The sequence below is a fragment of the Sphingomonas sp. NFR15 genome (assembly GCF_900103265.1).
Lineage (GTDB): Bacteria > Pseudomonadota > Alphaproteobacteria > Sphingomonadales > Sphingomonadaceae > Sphingomonas > Sphingomonas pollutisoli.
Genome location: NZ_FMWX01000008.1, coordinates 33,797 through 52,809 on the forward strand (window position 1 = coordinate 33,797; position 19,013 = coordinate 52,809).

Sequence of the window (19,013 nt, forward strand, 5' to 3'; positions counted from 1 at the left end):
TGCGCCCCACCACTCACGGGCACAATCGGATGTTCGGCGGTGTTTGATAATCCTCTCAATCTCGAATACCCTGATCGGTATGGCGAACAATGCAGAAGTGGCAAGCCTCGATAGCCTGAGAGTATTTCTTGCGGTCGTTGAGGCACGCGGCTTCCGGGCAGCATCGAAGCAATTAGGTATTTCCCCCTCAACGGTGAGCGAGAAGATTGCCGAGATCGAGTTACAGCTTGGCGTTCCTCTTCTTACCCGGACGACGCGCAGCGTCATGCCAACCGAAGCCGGCACCGCGCTGGCTTCGCGGCTCACTCCACTTTTTGCCGAGACCCGGGCAGCGCTTCAGGACGCTGCTAATTCGCAGGCGGAGGTGCGCGGCCTCCTGAAACTTAATGTAACCGGCGCGGTCATGGTCGATATTCTCCCGCCCCTGATTGACCGATTTCTGTCATCACACCCACACGTCCGGGTCGAGATCGAAGTGGAAGATCGGCTCGTGGATATCGTAGAGGCCGGCTGCGACGCCGGGATCCGTTACGGAGAGCATCTGGCCAAAGATATGATTGCCGTGCCGATCGGGCCGTCCGTTCAGGGTTTGGCCTATGCCGCCTCTCCCTCCTATCTGGCACGACATGCGGCACCAGTCGGCCCGCGCGACCTTCTGGTCCAGGACGCGATCCGACTTCGCTTTTCGACCGGCGCGCTCGTCGCATGGGAGTTCGAGCGCGGACGAGAATCGATGACGATTGATCCACCGGGCCGGCTAATCATCGGCGTCGACGCCGCACCGGCGGCAATCGCAGCCGCGTGTGCTGGTCACGGTATCATTGGAACCTTCAAGAATTGGCTTGATCCATTCATCGACAACGGCGCGCTCCATCCCGTTCTTCCTGAGTGGTGGCCTTCGTTCGAAGGTCCAAGACTGTATTTCTCCCGGCGCTTCGTGCCGGCGCCACTTCGCGCGTTGCTCGATTTTGTTGCAGAGGAACGACAGTCGCCCGTTCGAGGATGACGGAGAGTACGTCTAAATGCAGCAAACGCATGGCCCTCTGTAGGGCATCGCCGCTAGCCGTTCCGGAGCTTGGTCCTGTTGGGAAAGACTCGGCCTTCCCAACAGGCGCGTCCGCTTGTCATAACCGAGCGGACGGGTAGGCTCCGCTTTTGGGTTTGTCTCAAGCGGAGCGTTCCATCACGTTGCGTAACAGGCTTTCAAGATCGCGCTCGCCATCGCGAGTCTGCGCACCCGCCTTTAGCTGGCCTGCCATAAGCTGACCGACCGACGGCTGGAAGACAAGGCTCATCCACCCCTCGGTTTCGCGTGCGAAACCATTTTCTTCGATCTCAGGTGGCACTGCTCGCTTCGCTGCAGCAACGACGCCATCCGGGAGCGCTGCAATGTTATTCGCCAAGCGTGCGACAAAGCCGTCTAGCTCGTCAGCAGGTAACGCACGATTGATCCAGCCGTAACGTTCGGCCGTTTTCGCATCGAACATGTCAGCGCCGAGAATGACCTCCAGTGCCCTGCCACGTGTCATCCGCTGACTAAGATATTGCGTAGCACCCCCTCCAGGTATGATGCCCATCAGTGCCTCGCATTGCGCCAGGCCGCCACGATCTTCCGCGGCAAACGCCATGTCGGCTGCTGCAACGATCTCCGCACCGCCACCGCGAGCAAGACCAGCCAGCTTGACGATCGTTACCTGAGGCTGCCCACGCACCGCCTCTGCGAACGCCTGAAACGGGTTCAGACCAGTAGGAACATCGCGCTGCAACTCCGCCAAATCGTCCGGCCGCTCCCCCAACGTCATGTCGACATGAGCAACAAAGAACTCGGGATCGGCGCTTTCGAATACGATCACGCGTGTCTCTGAATCGTCGCGTACAGAGGCAAGAAAGCTTCGTAGCTCTCGCATCAGGGTTAGATCGAGAACGTTGATCGGAGGATTGTTGATGGAGACGGTAACGACCCGCTTTCGTCGGGAGATCTGCAGGGTCTTGTAGTTAGGTTCGGTCATAGGATCCCTTGTCAGCATGCTTCAGGGCGATTTGCCCATAGCTCCACCTTAAGGTATCCATTCCATACCTGACAGCAATTACGCACTTAGAGTATCCCTAGTATGGTCAACGATACTGCGCTTCCCGACCCCTCTTTCGTCTTTCGCTCGGATTGCCCTAGCAGAGCTATCCTTGATCAGATCGCCGACAAGTGGTCGATCATGGTTCTGGCGGTCCTGCTCCGCGAGCCGCATCGCTTTAATGCGATCAAGCGACGGCTCGAAGGCGTGACACAACGCGTACTCACGCACACCCTGCGGAAGCTTGAACGCAACGGTATGATAACCCGAACAGTGATCGACGGTCGCGTTTTAGGGGTCGAATACGCGTTAACCCCGCTTGGCCGCTCCTTGCATGAGCCGCTTGGGGCGTTGCTGACGTGGACTACACAGCGCATGTCTGAAATCCAACAGCATCAACAGAGTTTTGACGCCCGCTTTTCGACGTAGTTATATACTCATACGAGTTGGTGTGAAGCTGATAACAAAACTATCGACCCAATGGCCCCGTATCAACAACAGACCGGTAAACGCGTGGCAGCGGGCAAAGCGGAGGCGTGCGTATTGTACCTTGGCTTTCGCAATCGGGCTTGCCATTGGTTCTGCTGTACATAATTTATGAAGGCTCTCAGCGGACCCGGTACATGATCTCGCCCATGGTAATAGAGGCGCGGTCCGCTGAAGCTCTGCCACCATGGTTCAAGCACAGCTTCCAGCGTGCCATTTTCGAAAGCTGGCCGTAGCCAATCTTCGAAAAGATGCACAATTCCGCATTCATCAATCGCTGCCAAGACGGCTAGGTCCATGGCGTTCACATCGATTGCCAGAGGCCCGGCAGGCTCAATCTCGACGATTCGATTGTCCCGCTCGAAAGTCCAAGGGGCGACGGCTCCGCTGCCGTACCTTGCCGGGAGGCAGGCATGGTCGAATAGGTCGTGGGGATGCTGGGGCCGTCCATGCCTTTCCAGATAGGCAGGCGATGCCGCAGTTGCAAAACGTTGCTTCGCAGGGCCAATGGGTAGCGCGACCATGTTCTTGGTCAGCCGCTCGTCATAGCGAATGCCGGCATCACAGCCTGCTGCCAGAATATCTACAAACCCGTGTTCAACAACGATCTCCACTAAGATGTCCGGAAACGCGCGTGTGAACCCTGGCAGGATGCGGGGTAGCACCAGCCGAGCCGCATTCACTGGTACGTTGAGACGCAGCGTCCCGCGCGGCATCCCTCGGAAATCGTTGGCACGGTCGAGTGCGGCTTCCACATCAGCCATCGCGACTTGCAACCGCGCCAGCACATGGCTGCCAGCCTCCGTAGTTGTAACGGTCCGTGTTGTTCGGTTGAGTAGACGGACCCCCAGTTTGTCCTCCAATCGCCTTACGGCGCCGCTGAGGCTCGAAGCGCTAATGCCTGTTGCCTTTGCAGCTTCGCGAAAGCCACCAGCGGTCGCGACAGACACAAAGGCCCGAGCCGCAGAAAGATCAGCTACCATTGTTCATGAATCCGCACGGAGTGTAAGTTGATTACCGCATTATCTTAAACAGCCCAACGCATTATGTCTCCTGTCAGAGGAGACTGGGCATGTCAGAAATCAAGCGTCTTGCGATCGTCACGGGGAGCAGCCGCGGGATCGGTCGCGACACGGTACTACGTCTGGCAGAACGCGGCGTTTCGTCGATCATAACCTACTGCAGCCGGCGCGACGAAGCAGACAAGGTCGTCGCAGCTATACAACATGCCGGTGCCAACGCCGTTGCTCTGCAACTCGACGTCGGCCAGGCAGCCGGTTTTGACCGCTTCATCGAAGACGTTCGCCATGCGCTGACCGCACTCGGAGCAGAACGGTTCGATTATTTGGTAAACAACGCTGGCATTTCTTCGTCGGCAAATCTAGCAGACGGGACAGAAGCAGAATTGGACGCGCAGTTTGCAGTTCATTTCAAAGGGCCGTTCCTACTTACCCAGAAACTACTACCCTTGATGAACGATGGGGGAAGGATAGTGAACATCTCATCCGGCCTTGCCCGCTTCGCCTATTCGGGCCGCGCAATCTACGGGCCAATAAAAGCTGCCGTGGAAGCATTGACCCGCTATATGGCGCTAGAATTGGGACCGCGCGGCATCGCCGTTAACGTGGTCGCGCCTGGCGCGATCGCGACGGATTTCAGTGGTGGGGTGGTGCGCGATAATCCGGAAGTGAACAAGGCGTTGGCCTCGCATACGGCGCTCGGCCGTGTCGGGGGCCCGGCGGATGTCGGTCCGGTGATCGTAGGCCTGCTCTCTCACGAGTTCGGCTGGGTCAACGCGCAGCGGGTTGAGGTCGCCGGCGGTGTTCAGATCTGATCGATGCGGTTCCCCTCCAACGGAGTCGTCGACATGTTATCTGAGGAAAACTCGCTCGCCGGCTTAGTTCCTGACCCCAGAATTGATTGGCCCGAAGGACACGGGCCCGCGTTGGCGCGTGTCTTTGCCCAAAACAAAATTGATATAGCCGCCGCTCCTGAAACCGTTTGGTCACTGCTGCTAGACTGCAAGCGCTGGCCAGATTGGTATTTTCATTGTTCGGACGTATCCGTTATTAGGGGAGGGTCGCTACTACAATATGATACTAGGTTTCGCTTTAAGACGTTAGGCTTCTTCTTTAATCCGAAGATCGATGTCTTCGAACCATTCCGTATGTTGGCGTGGTCAGCCAAGGGGCCGGCGGGCACTAAGGGGGCGCACGCATGGTACATTGAGCCGACGCCAAACGGTTGCCATGTGGTTACAGAGGAAGCACAGCAAGGATTGCTACTGTCAATCATCGGCCGACGCACTCGTAAAAGGCGACTAAAAGCACACGACGAGTGGTTGCACGCGCTCAAGGAGTTAGCCGAAAACAGTTAATTACGGAATGCTTTACCCCGGCGCGGGATACCAGACGACGCGGCAGACACAGTATTCTACTATTTTCTCTAAGATACTAATTACCTGATTCTGTATTCACTGACGGCCATGTAGAAAGAACATGATCGATTAACGCGTTCAAAGACATTTTTGACGTGCCCGCCTTTGCCTGAACTGCCATCCCATGATTCACTGTCATGATGTAATTCGCGAGCATGGCACAATTCGCCGATCCAAGAAGGTCACCATGATCGCGGGCAACCTCCAATCGCACGCGGAGAGCCGATTCCGCCATCTTGCGACGCGCTATCAACTCTTGCTGAATGGCTGCGCCGTCGCCTGAACAGGCCAATGCGCCATTGATACCAAGACATCCACGGCTCTCACCATTCAGTGTCATGATCGCGACTGCCCCCTCCAGGATCGTACGAACGACCTCCCGGCTCGTCGGTGCCTCCAGCGCCTCGGACATAAAACGCATATAGCGATCTTCGTATCGATCAAGCGCCTTGCGAAACAAGGCCTCCTTGTTGCCAAAAGCCGAATAGAGTCCTGGGCGCGCTACGCGGGTTGCGCGCGTCAGGTCCTCGAAGGAGGTACCCTCAAAACCCTTGTCCCAGAACACCTCAAGCGCTGCGTCGAGGACGGTTTCTTCGTTAAATTCTCTGTGGCGTCCCATCTGCCTGCCTCGTAAAAATTCAATACCAATCGTTATAAATACCTTGACGTCCTTTGTCAACATTCGATACCAAGCGGTATCGTAACGATCGGTATCGAATTTTTCGGCTGAGAGCTTCAGCCGAGTCGGTACGGTTCCACCGCACGAAGGACCCATCATGGCTATCGACCTCGACCAACAACGTATCGCAATTACCATGGACTATTTTCGCAAGCTCGACGCCGGAGATCCGAGCATGATGGACCTCCTGACCGACGATATTCAGATGTATTTTCCGAAGTTCGGCGTCGGATACGGAAAGGAAGCCGTGGGGCGTGCCGCCCAGGGTATGATGAGCACACTCCAGAAAATAGAGCATGACTTCGAGCGTATGAATGTTCTCGTCTCGGGCGACCATGTTATCGTGGAAGGTTTCGAGGGCGGCGTGAATTCCGACGGTTCGCCGTGGCCAGTCGAGGGCCGGTCCGAGGGACGTTATTGCAACGTCTTCCAGTTCGACGGCCTCAAGATCAAACGACTCCACATTTACGTCGATCCCGACTTCGACAGCACGCATGAGGAGCGCTTCCTGTGGGACGCTGTGGGTATGACCCGTCCCGGCGACCTCTAAGCAATTCCATCAACCCAAGAGCGCAACGGCCCGTTCGAGCGGAACGCTCCGCGGGTCGTAAGCTTCCAAGTTCGCCTTCCCCGCAAGGGGCGCGCTGAGGACAGAACATGCAGATCGACTTATTCCCCGGCTTTTCCGAGCAGTTTTTCCATGTGAACGGCAATCGGCTGTTCGCACGCGTGGGTGGTCCGGACGACGGCCCCCCCTTGCTGCTCATCCACGGTTTTCCCCAATCACACCTGGAATGGCATCCCGTAGCGCTGGACCTGGCCACGACGCATCGCGTGGTTGTGATCGACCTAAAGGGTTATGGTCGATCTGCGGCTCCTGCAGGTGATGCCGCTCATCTCGTTTATTCCAAGGCGACGTGGGCTGCAGAGGCGGCGGAGATCATGAGGCAACTTGGGCATCAGCGGTTCACCGTCGTCGGACATGATCGAGGTGCGCAGGTCGCTTATAAGCTGGCATTGGATTTCCCTGAGCGCATCGAGCGACTGGGCATCATGGACAATCTGCCGGTCTTCGTGGTGTGGGAGATGATAAAAGCGGTCCCGGGTTCCCTTGATCACTGGACATGGATGGCCGAGCCTGATCCGACGCCTGAGCAGCGCATGACAGCCGAATACATCGAGGAAATGTGCCGGCCCTACAGCGGGAGCGGCACGCTGGATTGCTTCCACCCTGCCGCTTTAGAGCAGTTCAGGCTCGATTGGAGCGATCCAGCGCACGTGCATGCCTATTGCGAAGACTTTCGCGCCGGGGCTGGTCCGGACTTAGAAACCGACCTCGCGGATATGGCAGCAGGAAAAAGTATCACCTGTCCGACTCTTATTCTGTGGAGCCGACTCGTTTTCGGCGCGAGCCCGAAAACGCCACTGGACATCTGGCGCGAGACTTTTGCTCCTGAAGCCTTCGGCAACGGCGTCGACCATGGTCACTTTATGGTAGAGGAAAACCCTACCGCGACGCTCGAAGGGATCAGACAGCTTCTATCCATCGAAACACGCGCTAAGTGAACACACGCCGAAGAGCGAAGTGGCTATCAGCAACCCTTTCGGCTGGATGACGTATAATGAGCTCTATCGTAAACCTGTTTGAGCCTGGGGCCATCGGGCCAATGGCCCTGTCCAATCGCATTGTCATGGCACCAATGACACGTTCGCGAGCGAATGAAGACGCGGTGCCCAGCGGTATGATGGTCACCTATTACAAACAGCGCGCCAGCGCCGGGCTCATAATCTCGGAGGGGACGATCGTCAGTGGCGAGGCTACGGGCTATATCAAAGTGCCTGGGCTGTTCACGCCTGAGCAGGTGGCCTCGTGGCGACCGATAACGGACGCCGTGCATGCCAAGGGTGGCAATATCATCACCCAGCTCTGGCACGTCGGTCGGGTGTCACACCCCGATCTGCTTGACGGCGCTCTGCCGCTGGCTCCTTCCGCGATCAATCCGGAATTCGAGGCTTATACGCGAAACGGCCGGGTGCCCACGGTAACCCCGCGCGCCATGACGCCGGAGGATATCGATCGCACGATCGAGGATTTCCGGAAGGCAGCAGTCAATGCCATGGCGGCCGGCTTCGACGGGGTCGAGCTCCATGCCGCCAACACCTACCTGTTCCACCAGTTCTTGGTGCCGAGTGCCAATCAACGAACGGACGAGTACGGCAGTACGATCGAGAACCGGGCACGCTTCCTCCTGAAGGTTGTAGATACTGTGGCGGAGGCGATCGGTATCGATAGAGTCGGCGTCAGGATGAACCCGTGCGTGGACGGGCCAGTCGGGATAATCCTTGATGCGGAAGCTCAGGCGACCTACGAATACGTGATAAGAGAATTGAGTACGAGGAAGGCTGCTTTCCTTCATCTTGCCGCATTGATGTTCGTTCCCGGCCTAGATTCAGAAGATCGCACGCTCGAAATGGCACGGCGCTTTCGACCGCTTTTTTCAGGCCCTTTGATTATAAATGGCGCAATGACCCGCGACGCTGCCGAGTACGCGCTGCGCGAAGGGATCGCGGACTACGTCGCATTCGGTAAGGACTTTATTGCTAATCCGGACCTAGTCTATCGGTTGAAGAAGAATGTGCCTCTAACCGAACCAGACCCGAACAGCTTCTACGAAGGGGGCACGTCTGGATATATTGATTATAAGACCGTCGATGACGCGGCAACCAACTGATTTGCGTAGGCAATTCGCTTAAGTAAGCCTATACTGGGGATATACGTCCCGTCTATGGATCGTCTTTTGGGGTCAATAGCTGGGGTAGCCTACGGGACCCCGCCCCACCGCCCGCTTTCCCTCAAGGAACGACAGCGAGAAGGGCTTCGCGTTCTCGAGATCGATCAAGTAGCGGGACGCGTCGAACCATCTCGAATGGCGTGATGTGGGACGAAACTGCCGGTTGCTGCCGCCGCCAAGAATGACCGGTGACGCTGAAACCGGCCGTCCTTGTCGTAGCGAAAAGGTTGCCACGAAGCACCGATTCCACGAGAAACGAAAGCGCTCAGGCGCGGGCCAGGGCCTGCGAGACGTTCCAGAGCCGGTCGGCGTTGTCGCCGTTTAACGCATAGGGTGCAACGCCACCCGAAAAGTCCGTGGGTCGGCAGGTCACCAAAGGCGCTTCGTTGCAATCCTCGAAATAGCGCCCTCCAATGCCCTCGAGGAGCGGCGAGGTCGCGAGAAGGGCGCTTGTCGCTGCGCCCCGCTCCGGCGTCTTGCGTCGCTCGACAGGTGTCCGGAGACCGCCGGTGTGGCGCTGCAGTCCGGTCGCGATCGCGCCGGGATTAAGTGCGTTGGAGACGATCCCGCGATCGGCCCAGTGCCGCGTGATTGCGACGGACATCAGCGCCGTGGCCGACTTCGACTGCCCGTAGGCGCCGATCGGCGTGTAGGGCGTGAAGTCGAAGTTAAGGTCGTCGAAGATTACCGGCGAGAAAAGATGCCCGCTTGAGCTGACCGACACGACGCGAGCGCCGCCGGCCGACGTCAGCGCGTCGCAAAGCCCCCACGTCAGCGCGAAATGTCCGAGGTAGTTGGTTGCGAACTGGAGCTCGAAACCCTGCGGGGAGAGCTGGCGCTCCGGCAGCGCCATGATGCCGGCATTGTTGATGAGGACGTGCAGCGGATCCGACCAACCGGCCACGAAGGCTTGAACGGAGCGAAGGTCAGCGAGGTCAAGCGGACGCACGTCAATCGCGGCGCCGGGCGCCTGCCCTCTGAGCTCCTCCACGACGACGGCGCCGGCGTCCGGCCGTCGCACCGCGAGCGTCACATGCGCTCCGGCGAGCAGAAATGCACGGGTGGTCTCGAGACCGATGCCGGCAGCGCCTCCCGTCACTATGATCCGCTTTCCGGTGAGGTCGATGCCGCGGAGCACCTCCGCAGCTGTGGAGTGGAAGCCGAAGGGTGTGGTTAGCCGGTTCATGGATTTCTCGAAGCATCGCGATTGGTGACGATGGCGTTGGGGCACCTCATGCACGCCCAAGTTCAGCGAGTAGGCTATGCTCAAGCGAGTTGCCGAACCTGCGTCCCGAACGGATTGTCGATGATGTAGCGCCAATAGCCGTCTTCGCCGCGTCGGGCGATGTCGTTGGAAGTCGCGACCATGTGGAAGTCCTGTCCGTCCGGCGTCTTGCCGACGATGTTCCAGTCCAAAACGAGCGAGGCGATCGTGTCGGCGACGAACACGTGGCGGGCGATGATCGCCATCGGCAGCCGGACGCTGTAGTATTTGAGCAGTTCCTCACGGATGGCAGGTATGCCCCGCTGCGGCTCGCCGTTGGCGCTCACCAGGATCGCGTCCGCTTCGTAGAAGCCGCACATGATGTCCACATCCATTGAGTTGAAATGCTGAAGAAGTGACGGGACGATGCCTTCCGGCGTGCGGGAGAGCTCGGGCTTGGAGGTCATATTGCAAGTCCTTGGGAGAAACGCGTCGGAGTTCGGTGGCTCGTGATGGCTGGAGCGCTCAGGGACGCGCCTTCACCGGCAGTCGGAAGGGTGCGCCGAGCCGGTTGAACGCGTTCATGGCGGCGATCGCGATCGTGAGATCGACCAGTTCCTTCGGCGCGAATGCCTGCGAAGCCGCAGCATAGGCCTCGTCAGAAGCATGGGTTTCGCTGACCCGTGTCACCTCTTCGGCCCAGGCCAGCGCGGCCCGGTATCGCTCGGGGAAGAGCTGCAGCACCTCGGCCCACACCGGCACCAGCGCGACCTTGTCGACGGCCATGGTCTTCAGGAGGTCGCGCGTGTGCAGATCGATGCAGTAGGCGCAGCCGTTGATCTGGGAGACGCGTAGGAAGACGAGATGGATCAACTCCTCCGGAAGATCGGTGCCGGTCGTGACGTAGTGGTGGACGCCTGCGAGCGCCTTAGCTCCCGCAGGCGCGATCTCGTGCCAGACCAGTCTCTTGCTCTCTTCCATGATCAATCCCTTCAGGTGCGCCCAGCCGTCTGGCTGTGCCGGATTGACGAGGCGGGACTGCCAGGTGTGACATGCCCGCGTAATTTCTTTGATCGCGAAGACGGCCGACCGCGTCTCCAGCCTGTCAGGAGAGACCCAGCGCTTCCTGGACGTGGCGCAGCTTGTCCGGGTTGCGGACGATGTAGATGGCGGCAATGCGCCCCTCACGGAGTTCAAGCGCGGTGGTCTGAAGAACCTCGCCACGCTCGACGCTGACGTAGCCGGGAAGGCCATCGACCATCATCGGACGGATGAGGCGCGGCAAGTCGGGATGCTTGCGCTTCAGCCCCGCGAACAGCCGAAGGGCACGATCCAACCCGCGCACCACGTTGCGGAAGGCCAACACCTTGCCGCCCCCGTCCGCGTGGATCGCGACATCCTCGGTGAGGAGCGCCGACAGCGCCTTGGCATCCCCGCTGGTCGCAGCGGCGAAGAAGGCGCGCGAGATCTCCTCCGCTTCCGCCGGCTGGAGAGTGAAACGGGGCGTGGCGGACTGAACATGCCGGCGCGCGCGGGATGCGAGCTGACGGACGGCAGCCGGTTCCCGCCCAAGGGCCGCAGCGACCTCGGGCAGCGGCGTGTCGAACACGTCGTGGAGCAGGAAGGCCGCGCGTTCGAGCGGCGAGAGCCGCTCCATCGCCAGCATCAGCGTGAGTGTGACGTCGTCGGCCAGCACCTCATCCTGCTCGGTCGTCCCGACGAGCGGATCCGGAAGCCAAGCGCCGACATAGGTCTCGCGGCGGACACGGGCCGACTTGAGCTGGTCGAGGCAAAGGCGGGTCACGATCCGGGTGAGATAGGCTGCCGGAGTGTCGACGCCCCCAGGGACGTCGCACCAGCGCAGCCAAGCCTCTTGGACCACGTCCTCGGCCTCGCTCACCGAGCCGAGCATCCGGTAGGCCAGTCGCAGCAGACGCGCCCGTTCAGCCTCGAAGTCCGAAAGGCGCAATGCAGAGCCGTCATCCGGTCTCGCAGTCATGCGACCTCCCTACGGCTGTTCAGCCGCGCGTCGCGCGACGCCCATCCGGCAAGAGCCGCGGTCAGGATAGCCGGGAGCGTCACCGCCGGGAAGTCGCGGGCGATCGCGCCTGGCCCGCAGATGCCGACCGCCACCTCCCACAGGTGGAACATCGCGTGGCCCGCAAGCCAGAGCGCGGCAGTGCTCCACAAGGCGGCTCGCATGGGTTGCCGCAGAACGCCGGTCAGCAGGGCCGCGCCAACCAGCACGAAGATCAGCCCGATGTCGCGGACGAAGTGCTGGTTGAACGCTCCCGTCGAAGTGACGCCCGGGACGGCGAAATACCAGTTCACCGGATCGAGCAGCATGACAATGCCGTTGGCCACCCCGCCGAGCCCTAACGCGGTGGCGACGCCGAGGATGATGGATCTCGCGCGCATCATGCGTCCGCCTTCTGAGTCTGGCGGTCGAGCCAGGCCTCAAACCGGGTTTGCAAGAGACGGGCCTGCTCTCCCGGAACCAGCGTGCTATCGTCCGCAGGCGCTCCGAAGTATCCGGCGCCCTCGTCGGGCACGATGCCGCGGGGATCGTCCTGCGCACTAAGCCAAGTCGCGACGAACTCGGCAAGGGGAGCGCGCTCTGGTCCGGCAATCTCGATGATGCCATTCATCGGCTGCGAGGTAGCGGGATGCGCAAGCGCGAGCGCGACATCGGCCGACGCTATGGGCTGGAACGCGAACGTGGGGAGATGCGCAACGCCTTCCCGCGTGTGACCCTCCGCGATCGTGCCAAGGAACTCGAAGAACTGCGTCGCTCGGACGATCGTGAAGGGAACGCCGCTGTCCGCCAAGGCCTGCTCCTGTGCGAGCTTGCCGCGAAAGTAGCCGGAGTTCTGCAATCGGTCAGTGCCGACGATCGAGAGGACCAGCAGATGGCCCACACCGGCGTTCCTAGCGGCGGCGGCGGTGTTCCCTGCGGACGAACGGAAGAAGTCTAGGACGGCATCGTCTTCGAACGACTTGGGGTTTGTGACGTCCACAACCACCTGCGCTCCGGCGAAGGCGACGAGGAGCCCGGCTCCGGTCATGCTGTCGACGCCATTTTTCGGAGACGCAGCGACCGCGTCATGGCCCAGAATGGCAAGCTCGGCGACGAGTTGACGGCCGATGAGGCCGGTCCCACCGAGGACAACGATCTTCATGTCCATGTCTCCTTCATGTGCTGAGCGCATGACGAGGCATCCGGAGGCGGTGTGACATCGGCGATCTTTGTCGCTGGCGCTAGTGGCGCTCGAGGCACTGTGGGAACAGCGGGTCGTAGCGGTTGCTGCTGTTAACGTCCTGACAAAGAACGGCTTCATCTGGTCGGCACATGCCGTCCCGATTGGGAACCTTCGCCGGGAGAGCTCAGCGCGTCGATCGCGCTGGCAGCCGGCCAAGGCATCCGCTTTCCCGAAACCTGTTCCCGATTGCTCTTTCTCGAAATTGGCGATCGGAGACGGTGAAGCGGGAATGGTGGCGCCGAACAATCGGCTGCTCATAAGGGCGCAGATTGCACCTCGGGCGTCCGCTTCTGGGCGCTTCTTCCCAGTCCGCTTGTACGAATTTATGGGCTAACGGCTCGCGTCCTTTGCTCGCCGCACGATCACGCCCAACGCGCCGCGGCGAACCGGCTTACCTCCGCTGCCAATTCGCGGTCCTCCGGTGTGTTACCTTGAAATCCGCCGTGCGGCATAGCTTCAAAGACGTGAAGTTCAGCGTCGACTCCCACTCTACGTAATGCCCGGTGCATCCGCACGGTATTGGATAGAAAAAGGTCACGGGTCCCGGATTGCAGAAAGGTCGGCGGGAAGCCGGAATGATCGCCGAATAACGGCGATAGATACGGATCCGACAGGTCGGCCCCGCCAGCATACAACTCGTTGTTACGCATCAGTGAACCCGGCAGCACAACATCAACCATTTGGTTCACTTGGAAACTATCGCCGGACTCGGTGAGATCGACCTCCGGTGAAAGCAGGATTAGCCCTGCTGGGAAAGGAAGCTGCTCGAGCTTCGCTTGCAGCAGCAGGGCAACCGCTAAGTTTCCGCCCGCCGATCGACCGCCAATGATGACGCGGGACGACGCATGAAGGTCCAGGACATGACGATAGGCCGTTATCGCATCGTTGAGCGCTGCGGGATAAGGATGTTCCGGCGGCATTCGATAATCGACACCGTAGCATACCACCCCGTGCTGGTCCGCTTGCATCTGCGCTTGGACACGGCACGCATCCCCGCCGCCGAATACCAGCGCCCCGCCATGAAAATCCACATAGGCGCAATCAGGCTTCCGCACGATTTTCGGCGTGGCGATGTGAAGGGTAGCGTCACCAATCTTGACCTGCTCGACCTCCGACTCAAGCGCGCCGGCAAGTCGTTTGACTGCTGCCGCATATTGCACGTCCGCCGCTGCCTTAAGCGCCATCCAGCCGCCGAGATCATCGGGTGTCGGCATTGTGTACAGCGCGTTAAGCGGCACCCCATCCTCCCTTACGAGGCGTGCGAGGCTGGCCTGCGCCTCCGGGCTGATGGAGGACGGAACGGGAATCAAGCGTTCCGGCACTGCCACGCCCTGTTTTTTGTCGGTCATGTGAACTCCATTTCATCGCGCCCGGACCGCACCAGCGCTGCACCGCATTTATATCGGCATCTATTCGACGCTGGGCACGCCTTCGACCCTCTCGCGACCAATGGACCGCGGAAGGCGCCGAAGGCAGCTCAACAGGACGTTAACTCCAGCTGCTCGGCCGCAGCCATCGCCGAACGGCAATCTACTTCCATGGGTCCGGTCGACCGTATTGCTGCTCGGTGCTTTCTCAGCGGTGCTCCCCGCCCAGTACGTCGGGTCCCAGCAGTCGCGGCAACCGGTCATGGTTGGTGGGGTGAGGGTGAATTTGCAGGTAGAAGATGGCCCGCCGCCGTAGGTTGCTCGAAGCCATAGAAGGCGAGCAACGCTTGCGCCTCATGCCCGCGCAGATAAGTGCCAAGCCGCTTGGCGGCGTTGATGCGGGTACCATTCCGCGACGTGAGGACGATGGTCATCCCGTAGCGGATGGGAACCGCAAGCGCGGCGGGGACCGGAACCTTCACGACCGTAGCGTCATGGCTCGTCACGCGCGAACTGCAATAGCCGATCGACGCATCCACCTCGCGGGCTATCATACCCTCGGCGGCGCTGGCGGCCTGCGCCGCGCCTGGCTCTTCAATCCGGCTTCCGACGACAGCCTTCGCTTTTCCCTTCAAGATAGCGGTGGCGCCCGGACGCACCGCGTCTGCCCTCTCGAAGAATTGCTGTGCATAGTCCCCGCCCGGGTCGGCGCCTGGAGTCGACGTGCCGATCCGTACCTTGGGGTCCATCAGGCGATCGAGTAGATTGTCGCGGGTCAGTCCGACCTGCGGCAGTGCGGAGACGCACAGGCGGTTACGCGCGAATGTCGTCACCGGCCCGGCGAGCCGCTGGGCGTGTAACCGTCGCGGATGCTCCATATTGGCCGATACGAACAGATCGACCTGATCACCGGCTTCGATCCGCTCACGCATCAGGCCGGCGGGCCCGGTGCGGAGCGTCACCTGCTGGCCCGTCTTCGCGGAATACTGAGCGAGCATCGCTTGCAGCACACCAGTCGCGCTGCCGGCGGCGTAGACCGTGAGAGGCGGACGGACCGGAGCCTCAGCTGAAGCACCAGTCGTCAGCCAAATCGCCGCGGCAGTCACCATGCGACGCCTCACAGCGCCACCTGCATGGTGATGCGAACATTGCGGGGCGTGCCAAGCGTACCCGTGCCGTTGTCGACACTGTTGTAGCCGTTCTGCCCGGTCGGTGCGACGTTCGCCCAGTAGCGCTCGTCGAAGAGATTGTTGATCGCGAGCCGAAGCGCCATCGCCTGTCCCCCGACCCTGAGTTGGTATCGTAACCCGACATCTAGCAGCGTGTAGGGATCCACCGACGCGGTGCCGCGATAGTTGGTGGGGCGACGGCTGACATGGCTAAGGTCAGCCGTCGCCGTCAGTTGGCGAAGCATCGGCAGGCGATATTCCGCCAGCAGGTTCAGAGCACGCCTCGGCAAGCCCAGGATCTGCCGGTCGCTCGTCTCCCCGACGCCGGTATCGAACAGTCTGGCGTCGAGGAGGGCGAGGCCGCCGAAAAGGTTGAGGTCGTCGCCGATCCGCCCATTGACGGTTAGCTCGGCACCGCGATTGCGTTGTCGACCACGCACCGCAAAGAGGTTATCGGCGCCGACAAAGGCGTACGGACGGCGGATCTGATAGAGCGCCACCGCGAGGCGAATGCGCTCGAGATCGAGCTTGTAACCCGCCTCCCATTGCGTGCTGCGAAATGGGGCCAGCGCCTCTCCCGCGTTTGCAGCATTAGACGGCGCCGCATCGCCCTGCTGAAGGCTGCTGGCATAGGTCACGTAACCGGTCATTCGCTCCTCTGGTTTGAAGAGGATGCTTGCCGCCGGGCTCCAGCCCTGGTCACGATAGCGCGAGGTAACGGCACCGGCGCGATTGAGGTTGCGTGCCCGGATCCAACTATGGCTGATCGCCGCCTGAAGGGACAGTCGATTGGTCAACTCGACCGTGTCCCCGATGCTCACTGCCTGCTGTCGCGTCGACTGTGCTTCAAACCGGTTCTTAAAATCGGGGAGAGTCGGCTGCGCGAACGCAACCGGTGCCGCAAGTGTCGCGGTGCCGAGCGTGATCGCTCCCGTCTGGAACGGCGTGTACCGCCGCCAGGTGAAGCCGGTTGTGCCCAGGAACAGATCGTGACGCATGCCCGCGATCTCCACATACCCGCGCAGTGCCGCCGAATTGCTGACCACGCGGTCGAGGCTGAAAGTGGTGTTCACCGTGGTCGCCCGATACGCCCCGGCCGGGGTGGTCACCGTCAAGGTGGGGACGGTCGAGGCGCGATCGTTGCTCATTGCGAGCACGCCGGCCGTCAGCTCCCAGCGCTCGCCGAGCCCTTGGAACAGGCGCCCGCTAGCGAGCTTCGTCACATTATCGTCTCCCGCCCAGACTAGACCGTAACCCTCCCGGCCCGGATCGATGTCTCTTGGGAAGGGCACCCCCGCGGCAAAGGCGAACGTGCCCGGAAAGCCCGTCGCGGTGTAGTGGTAATAGCTGCCGTTCAGTTCCAGCCGGGTGTATGCGGCCGGTCTTACATCGACCGACGCACTGGCGAGCTTGCGACGCAGATTGCTCGTGCTTGCAAACGTCTCGCCTTCCTGGCTCAGCAGATTCACTCGCGCGCCGACAGCGCCGAAGCGGCGGCTTAAGTCTGCATGGGCGAGAAGGTTGCCGTCGCTGGCATAGCCGAACTTCAGCGAGGAAAGCGCGCGCTCGGTCGGCCGCTTGAACGTGTAGTTGAACGTACCGGCCGGGTTGGCTGGCCCGTAGAACGCGCCGGCAAGCCCGTTGAGCACCTCTATCCGCTCGAACTGCTCGATCGCATAGTCGGTGGTGGCGGCGATGTTGAGGCCGTCGATACGCGTGTTCTGGACGACGCCGGCCTGCAAGCCGCGCGACTGTGGGCGAACGTTCTCGCCCTGCACTGACGGAATATAGCGGAATAGCTCACGCACGTTCTGCAGCTGCTGGTTCTCGGCAAGGTTCACTGGAACGACGCTGATCGAGTAAGGCGTGTCGAGCAGTCGTCGTGCGCCGATCGGGCCGACTTCTGCATGGTCGACCCTGTACGTGTCGTCCTTTGCCGGCAGCAGACCATTCACGATGATGTCGGCTCCGTCGAGGCGCTCCTGGGCCCGCGCGGCGGTGTTTGCCGTCGACAGAGCCATGACGGCTCCCAATGACGTAGCAGCGAGTTTTCTCATCGCCACCGCTATATACCACCGAATATGTTCCGGAAGGTTCCGACCGCCGCACTATCGAAGGTGAAATCCTGGTTTGACAGTCAGCGCAGCGAAGTTCGCTTATACCATCATCACGACCCATTAGCTTCGCCCACAAGGAATTCTGCTTTACTTACAAAGGTGTAGTTCTTGCCTCGGCGTGAACATTCCTTCCTCGGAAAGCGTGACGTCGACCGAGCGAAGCACAGGCGTGCTCGCACGTCCGTACAGCCGCGACATTTTAGCGACGAACCTAAACGCGGGTTGCGATTTAGGACGAGGAACACGGAGGATTAATCAACTTGCGATCGCTCTCCATTCCCATCGCCGCCGCCCTGACGATCGCGGTTCCCGCCTCGGCAGCTGCTCAGGATAGAACGATGCCCACGACCATCGAAAGTTCCAACCGGACCTTGATTCAAAATGCCTTCGACCGCTGGGCCAAGGGCGAGTTCGATATCTTCAGTCTACTTGCCGACGATGCGTCTTGGCACATCACAGGGCAGGACCCGGAGATCGCTAGGACCTACAATTCGCGTCAGGCATTGCTCGATGCGACGTCGCTGCCGCTTCGCGCGCGCCTGCTCGGGCCGCTCAAACCCGTGGTTCGGAAAATTTGGACCGACGGCGACGATGTGATCGTTCATTGGGACGGCACCGCGCCTCTCCACGACGGATCGACCTATCGCAACACCTACCTGTGGATCATGACGGTTCGCGACGGGCGCGTCGTTGCCGTCACCGCTTTCCTGGACAACGCCGCGTTCAAGTCCGCGCTCACCAAGCCGGCTGCTCCGCCCGAGGCCAAGAGAGAATAACGGGGGGCAATGCCGCTTCTACAACGGTACCGCACGAGCGGCAGCCGAGCGTGCGACCATAAGTTTTCGTCATATCCGAAATAGAGACGTTTAAGCCGGCACGGAAGGATTGACGACAGCGGTCCTTGCGCATCTCAGTAGGCGGCGGCTTGGTCGCGCGACCTCGACCGTGCCAGCACCAAGAACATCGCCGGCTTCAATCAGCGCGCCTTAGTTGCTATGAAACGCCAGTCCTTCAGGACCGCTAGGCGGTGAGGTTTAGCAAGACGGATGTAGGTGTCCGTGGCGATGATCCGGCGGAAGTCAGCGCACGAGGGATAACGGACTAGGGCGATCTCGTGCCAATCGTCATCGGGGCCAACCAAAATGCCCGCAGCTTGGGCACCGGCGTAGACAAGCTCTGGAGCCACGCCAACTTCCGCGCACGCGGCGCGGAAGCCGACTACATAACCTTCATAATAGCCCCGCCGGGAATCCGATAAAGCGCCGGCGAAGTCGGCCGGGTATTCAGGCGTTTCGCGAAAGCGGAGAAGGTTGACCATGACGACTGGTCCTTCGCCGATCGCTCGCGCTGCGTCGTCCAGCTTCTCTTCGTCCAGCTCCAGCCCGTGTGTCATGCTAGCCTCCTTGTTGCCTGGCCGTTATGTCTCATTGGGC

At 60.6% G+C, this 19,013-nt stretch carries 21 protein-coding genes and 1 pseudogene; 8 read left to right on the top strand and 14 right to left on the bottom strand.

The window, feature by feature from the left end; all coding sequences use genetic code 11:
• Positions 1-79 precede the first annotated feature (79 nt).
• Positions 80-1,006, top strand: a complete 927-nt coding sequence (locus tag BLS81_RS16620) for a LysR family transcriptional regulator (protein WP_176787215.1) — start codon at positions 80-82, stop codon at positions 1,004-1,006.
• 160 nt (positions 1,007-1,166) lie between these two features.
• Here BLS81_RS16620 and BLS81_RS16625 read toward each other — a convergent pair whose 3' ends face one another.
• A complete protein-coding gene (locus BLS81_RS16625) occupies positions 1,167-2,009 on the bottom strand; it encodes an enoyl-CoA hydratase/isomerase family protein (protein ID WP_093225565.1) in 843 nt (280 codons plus the stop codon).
• A 102-nt stretch (positions 2,010-2,111) separates the two neighbouring features.
• Here BLS81_RS16625 and BLS81_RS16630 point away from each other — a divergent pair, with 102 nt between their 5' ends.
• Positions 2,112-2,498 (top strand): winged helix-turn-helix transcriptional regulator, encoded by a 387-nt coding sequence (locus BLS81_RS16630; protein ID WP_093225566.1) that lies wholly within the window; start codon positions 2,112-2,114, stop codon positions 2,496-2,498.
• Positions 2,499-2,560: 62 nt separating this feature from the next.
• Here the strand turns inward: BLS81_RS16630 and BLS81_RS16635 are convergent, their stop codons facing one another.
• Both BLS81_RS16635 and BLS81_RS21165 read right to left on the bottom strand, forming a co-directional pair.
• The gene (locus tag BLS81_RS16635; protein ID WP_256326315.1) at positions 2,561-3,319 is read right to left on the bottom strand and encodes a LysR substrate-binding domain-containing protein; all 759 of its coding nucleotides are present in this window, start codon (positions 3,317-3,319) and stop codon (positions 2,561-2,563) included.
• A 42-nt stretch (positions 3,320-3,361) separates the two neighbouring features.
• Positions 3,362-3,538: pseudogene (locus BLS81_RS21165) on the bottom strand (LysR family transcriptional regulator); the annotation flags it as partial.
• Positions 3,539-3,627: 89 nt separating this feature from the next.
• Between BLS81_RS21165 and BLS81_RS16640 the strand changes: the two are divergent.
• Positions 3,628-4,389, top strand: a complete 762-nt coding sequence (locus tag BLS81_RS16640; RefSeq protein WP_093225569.1) for an SDR family NAD(P)-dependent oxidoreductase — start codon at positions 3,628-3,630, stop codon at positions 4,387-4,389.
• Between the two features lie 33 nt (positions 4,390-4,422).
• Positions 4,423-4,932: an SRPBCC domain-containing protein gene (locus BLS81_RS16645; RefSeq protein ID WP_176787216.1), complete on the top strand. Its 510-nt coding sequence runs from the start codon at positions 4,423-4,425 to the stop codon at positions 4,930-4,932.
• Between the two features lie 76 nt (positions 4,933-5,008).
• Here BLS81_RS16645 and BLS81_RS16650 read toward each other — a convergent pair whose 3' ends face one another.
• Entirely contained in the window at positions 5,009-5,770 is a 762-nt protein-coding gene (locus BLS81_RS16650) for a TetR/AcrR family transcriptional regulator (protein WP_256326304.1), read from the bottom strand.
• Here BLS81_RS16650 and BLS81_RS16655 point away from each other — a divergent pair.
• The 3 genes from BLS81_RS16655 to BLS81_RS16665 all read left to right on the top strand — a co-directional run bounded on the left by BLS81_RS16655 (position 5,769) and on the right by BLS81_RS16665 (position 8,403).
• Positions 5,769-6,221 (top strand): nuclear transport factor 2 family protein, encoded by a 453-nt coding sequence (locus tag BLS81_RS16655; RefSeq protein ID WP_093225572.1) that lies wholly within the window; start codon positions 5,769-5,771, stop codon positions 6,219-6,221. The two genes, BLS81_RS16650 and BLS81_RS16655, sit on opposite strands and share 2 nt — an antisense overlap.
• 107 nt (positions 6,222-6,328) lie before the next feature.
• Positions 6,329-7,237: an alpha/beta fold hydrolase gene (locus tag BLS81_RS16660; RefSeq protein ID WP_093225574.1), complete on the top strand. Its 909-nt coding sequence runs from the start codon at positions 6,329-6,331 to the stop codon at positions 7,235-7,237.
• A 56-nt stretch (positions 7,238-7,293) separates the two neighbouring features.
• Complete coding sequence (locus BLS81_RS16665) at positions 7,294-8,403, top strand: alkene reductase (RefSeq protein ID WP_093225575.1); 1,110 nt, start codon at positions 7,294-7,296, stop codon at positions 8,401-8,403.
• Positions 8,404-8,728: 325 nt separating this feature from the next.
• Here the strand turns inward: BLS81_RS16665 and BLS81_RS16670 are convergent, their stop codons facing one another.
• From BLS81_RS16670 to BLS81_RS16710, 9 genes are all read right to left on the bottom strand, one after another.
• Positions 8,729-9,649, bottom strand: a complete 921-nt coding sequence (locus BLS81_RS16670) for an SDR family NAD(P)-dependent oxidoreductase (protein WP_093225577.1) — start codon at positions 9,647-9,649, stop codon at positions 8,729-8,731.
• 80 nt (positions 9,650-9,729) lie between these two features.
• Positions 9,730-10,134, bottom strand: a complete 405-nt coding sequence (locus tag BLS81_RS16675) for a YybH family protein (protein ID WP_093225579.1) — start codon at positions 10,132-10,134, stop codon at positions 9,730-9,732.
• Between the two features lie 58 nt (positions 10,135-10,192).
• Positions 10,193-10,648 (bottom strand): carboxymuconolactone decarboxylase family protein, encoded by a 456-nt coding sequence (locus tag BLS81_RS16680; RefSeq protein ID WP_093225580.1) that lies wholly within the window; start codon positions 10,646-10,648, stop codon positions 10,193-10,195.
• Positions 10,649-10,772: 124 nt separating this feature from the next.
• Positions 10,773-11,666, bottom strand: a complete 894-nt coding sequence (locus BLS81_RS16685) for a sigma-70 family RNA polymerase sigma factor (protein ID WP_093225582.1) — start codon at positions 11,664-11,666, stop codon at positions 10,773-10,775.
• Positions 11,663-12,088 (bottom strand): hypothetical protein, encoded by a 426-nt coding sequence (locus BLS81_RS16690; protein ID WP_218123145.1) that lies wholly within the window; start codon positions 12,086-12,088, stop codon positions 11,663-11,665. Before BLS81_RS16690 ends, BLS81_RS16685 begins: the two co-directional genes overlap by 4 nt.
• Positions 12,085-12,846 (bottom strand): SDR family oxidoreductase, encoded by a 762-nt coding sequence (locus BLS81_RS16695; protein WP_093225804.1) that lies wholly within the window; start codon positions 12,844-12,846, stop codon positions 12,085-12,087. The genes BLS81_RS16690 and BLS81_RS16695 overlap by 4 nt, the downstream gene beginning before the upstream one ends.
• 443 nt (positions 12,847-13,289) lie before the next feature.
• Entirely contained in the window at positions 13,290-14,276 is a 987-nt protein-coding gene (locus tag BLS81_RS16700) for an alpha/beta hydrolase (protein ID WP_093225585.1), read from the bottom strand.
• Positions 14,277-14,554: 278 nt separating this feature from the next.
• Positions 14,555-15,403, bottom strand: coding sequence for a molybdate ABC transporter substrate-binding protein (gene modA, locus BLS81_RS16705; RefSeq protein WP_093225586.1), 849 nt, complete (start codon positions 15,401-15,403; stop codon positions 14,555-14,557).
• 8 nt (positions 15,404-15,411) lie between these two features.
• The gene (locus BLS81_RS16710) at positions 15,412-17,484 is read right to left on the bottom strand and encodes a TonB-dependent receptor (RefSeq protein ID WP_218123146.1); all 2,073 of its coding nucleotides are present in this window, start codon (positions 17,482-17,484) and stop codon (positions 15,412-15,414) included.
• A gap of 356 nt (positions 17,485-17,840) precedes the next feature.
• On the opposite strand from BLS81_RS16710, the gene BLS81_RS16715 reads away from it, so the two are divergent.
• Entirely contained in the window at positions 17,841-18,356 is a 516-nt protein-coding gene (locus BLS81_RS16715) for a nuclear transport factor 2 family protein (protein WP_143023386.1), read from the top strand.
• A 200-nt stretch (positions 18,357-18,556) separates the two neighbouring features.
• On the opposite strand, the gene BLS81_RS16720 is transcribed toward BLS81_RS16715, so the two are convergent.
• Positions 18,557-18,973 carry a hypothetical protein gene (locus tag BLS81_RS16720; protein ID WP_093225590.1) on the bottom strand — a complete coding sequence of 139 codons (417 nt, stop codon included), beginning with the start codon at positions 18,971-18,973 and terminating at the stop codon, positions 18,557-18,559.
• Between the last annotated feature and the right edge of the window lie 40 nt (positions 18,974-19,013).

Coding starts and splice junctions, on each gene's coding strand:
- BLS81_RS16710 (WP_218123146.1), bottom strand. CDS start 17,484: ATGGCTCTGTCGACGGCAAACACCGCCGCGCGGGCCCAGGAGCGCCTC.
- BLS81_RS16690 (WP_218123145.1), bottom strand. CDS start 12,088: ATGATGCGCGCGAGATCCATCATCCTCGGCGTCGCCACCGCGTTAGGG.
- BLS81_RS16695 (WP_093225804.1), bottom strand. CDS start 12,846: ATGAAGATCGTTGTCCTCGGTGGGACCGGCCTCATCGGCCGTCAACTC.
- BLS81_RS16665 (WP_093225575.1), top strand. CDS start 7,294: ATGAGCTCTATCGTAAACCTGTTTGAGCCTGGGGCCATCGGGCCAATG.
- BLS81_RS16630 (WP_093225566.1), top strand. CDS start 2,112: ATGGTCAACGATACTGCGCTTCCCGACCCCTCTTTCGTCTTTCGCTCG.
- BLS81_RS16700 (WP_093225585.1), bottom strand. CDS start 14,276: ATGACCGACAAAAAACAGGGCGTGGCAGTGCCGGAACGCTTGATTCCC.
- BLS81_RS16620 (WP_176787215.1), top strand. CDS start 80: ATGGCGAACAATGCAGAAGTGGCAAGCCTCGATAGCCTGAGAGTATTT.
- BLS81_RS16680 (WP_093225580.1), bottom strand. CDS start 10,648: ATGGAAGAGAGCAAGAGACTGGTCTGGCACGAGATCGCGCCTGCGGGA.
- modA (WP_093225586.1), bottom strand. CDS start 15,403: ATGGTGACTGCCGCGGCGATTTGGCTGACGACTGGTGCTTCAGCTGAG.
- BLS81_RS16645 (WP_176787216.1), top strand. CDS start 4,423: ATGTTATCTGAGGAAAACTCGCTCGCCGGCTTAGTTCCTGACCCCAGA.
- BLS81_RS16720 (WP_093225590.1), bottom strand. CDS start 18,973: ATGACACACGGGCTGGAGCTGGACGAAGAGAAGCTGGACGACGCAGCG.
- BLS81_RS16635 (WP_256326315.1), bottom strand. CDS start 3,319: ATGGCTGATGTGGAAGCCGCACTCGACCGTGCCAACGATTTCCGAGGG.
- BLS81_RS16640 (WP_093225569.1), top strand. CDS start 3,628: ATGTCAGAAATCAAGCGTCTTGCGATCGTCACGGGGAGCAGCCGCGGG.
- BLS81_RS16650 (WP_256326304.1), bottom strand. CDS start 5,770: ATGATGGGTCCTTCGTGCGGTGGAACCGTACCGACTCGGCTGAAGCTC.
- BLS81_RS16660 (WP_093225574.1), top strand. CDS start 6,329: ATGCAGATCGACTTATTCCCCGGCTTTTCCGAGCAGTTTTTCCATGTG.
- BLS81_RS16685 (WP_093225582.1), bottom strand. CDS start 11,666: ATGACTGCGAGACCGGATGACGGCTCTGCATTGCGCCTTTCGGACTTC.
- BLS81_RS16655 (WP_093225572.1), top strand. CDS start 5,769: ATGGCTATCGACCTCGACCAACAACGTATCGCAATTACCATGGACTAT.
- BLS81_RS16670 (WP_093225577.1), bottom strand. CDS start 9,649: ATGAACCGGCTAACCACACCCTTCGGCTTCCACTCCACAGCTGCGGAG.
- BLS81_RS16675 (WP_093225579.1), bottom strand. CDS start 10,134: ATGACCTCCAAGCCCGAGCTCTCCCGCACGCCGGAAGGCATCGTCCCG.
- BLS81_RS16625 (WP_093225565.1), bottom strand. CDS start 2,009: ATGACCGAACCTAACTACAAGACCCTGCAGATCTCCCGACGAAAGCGG.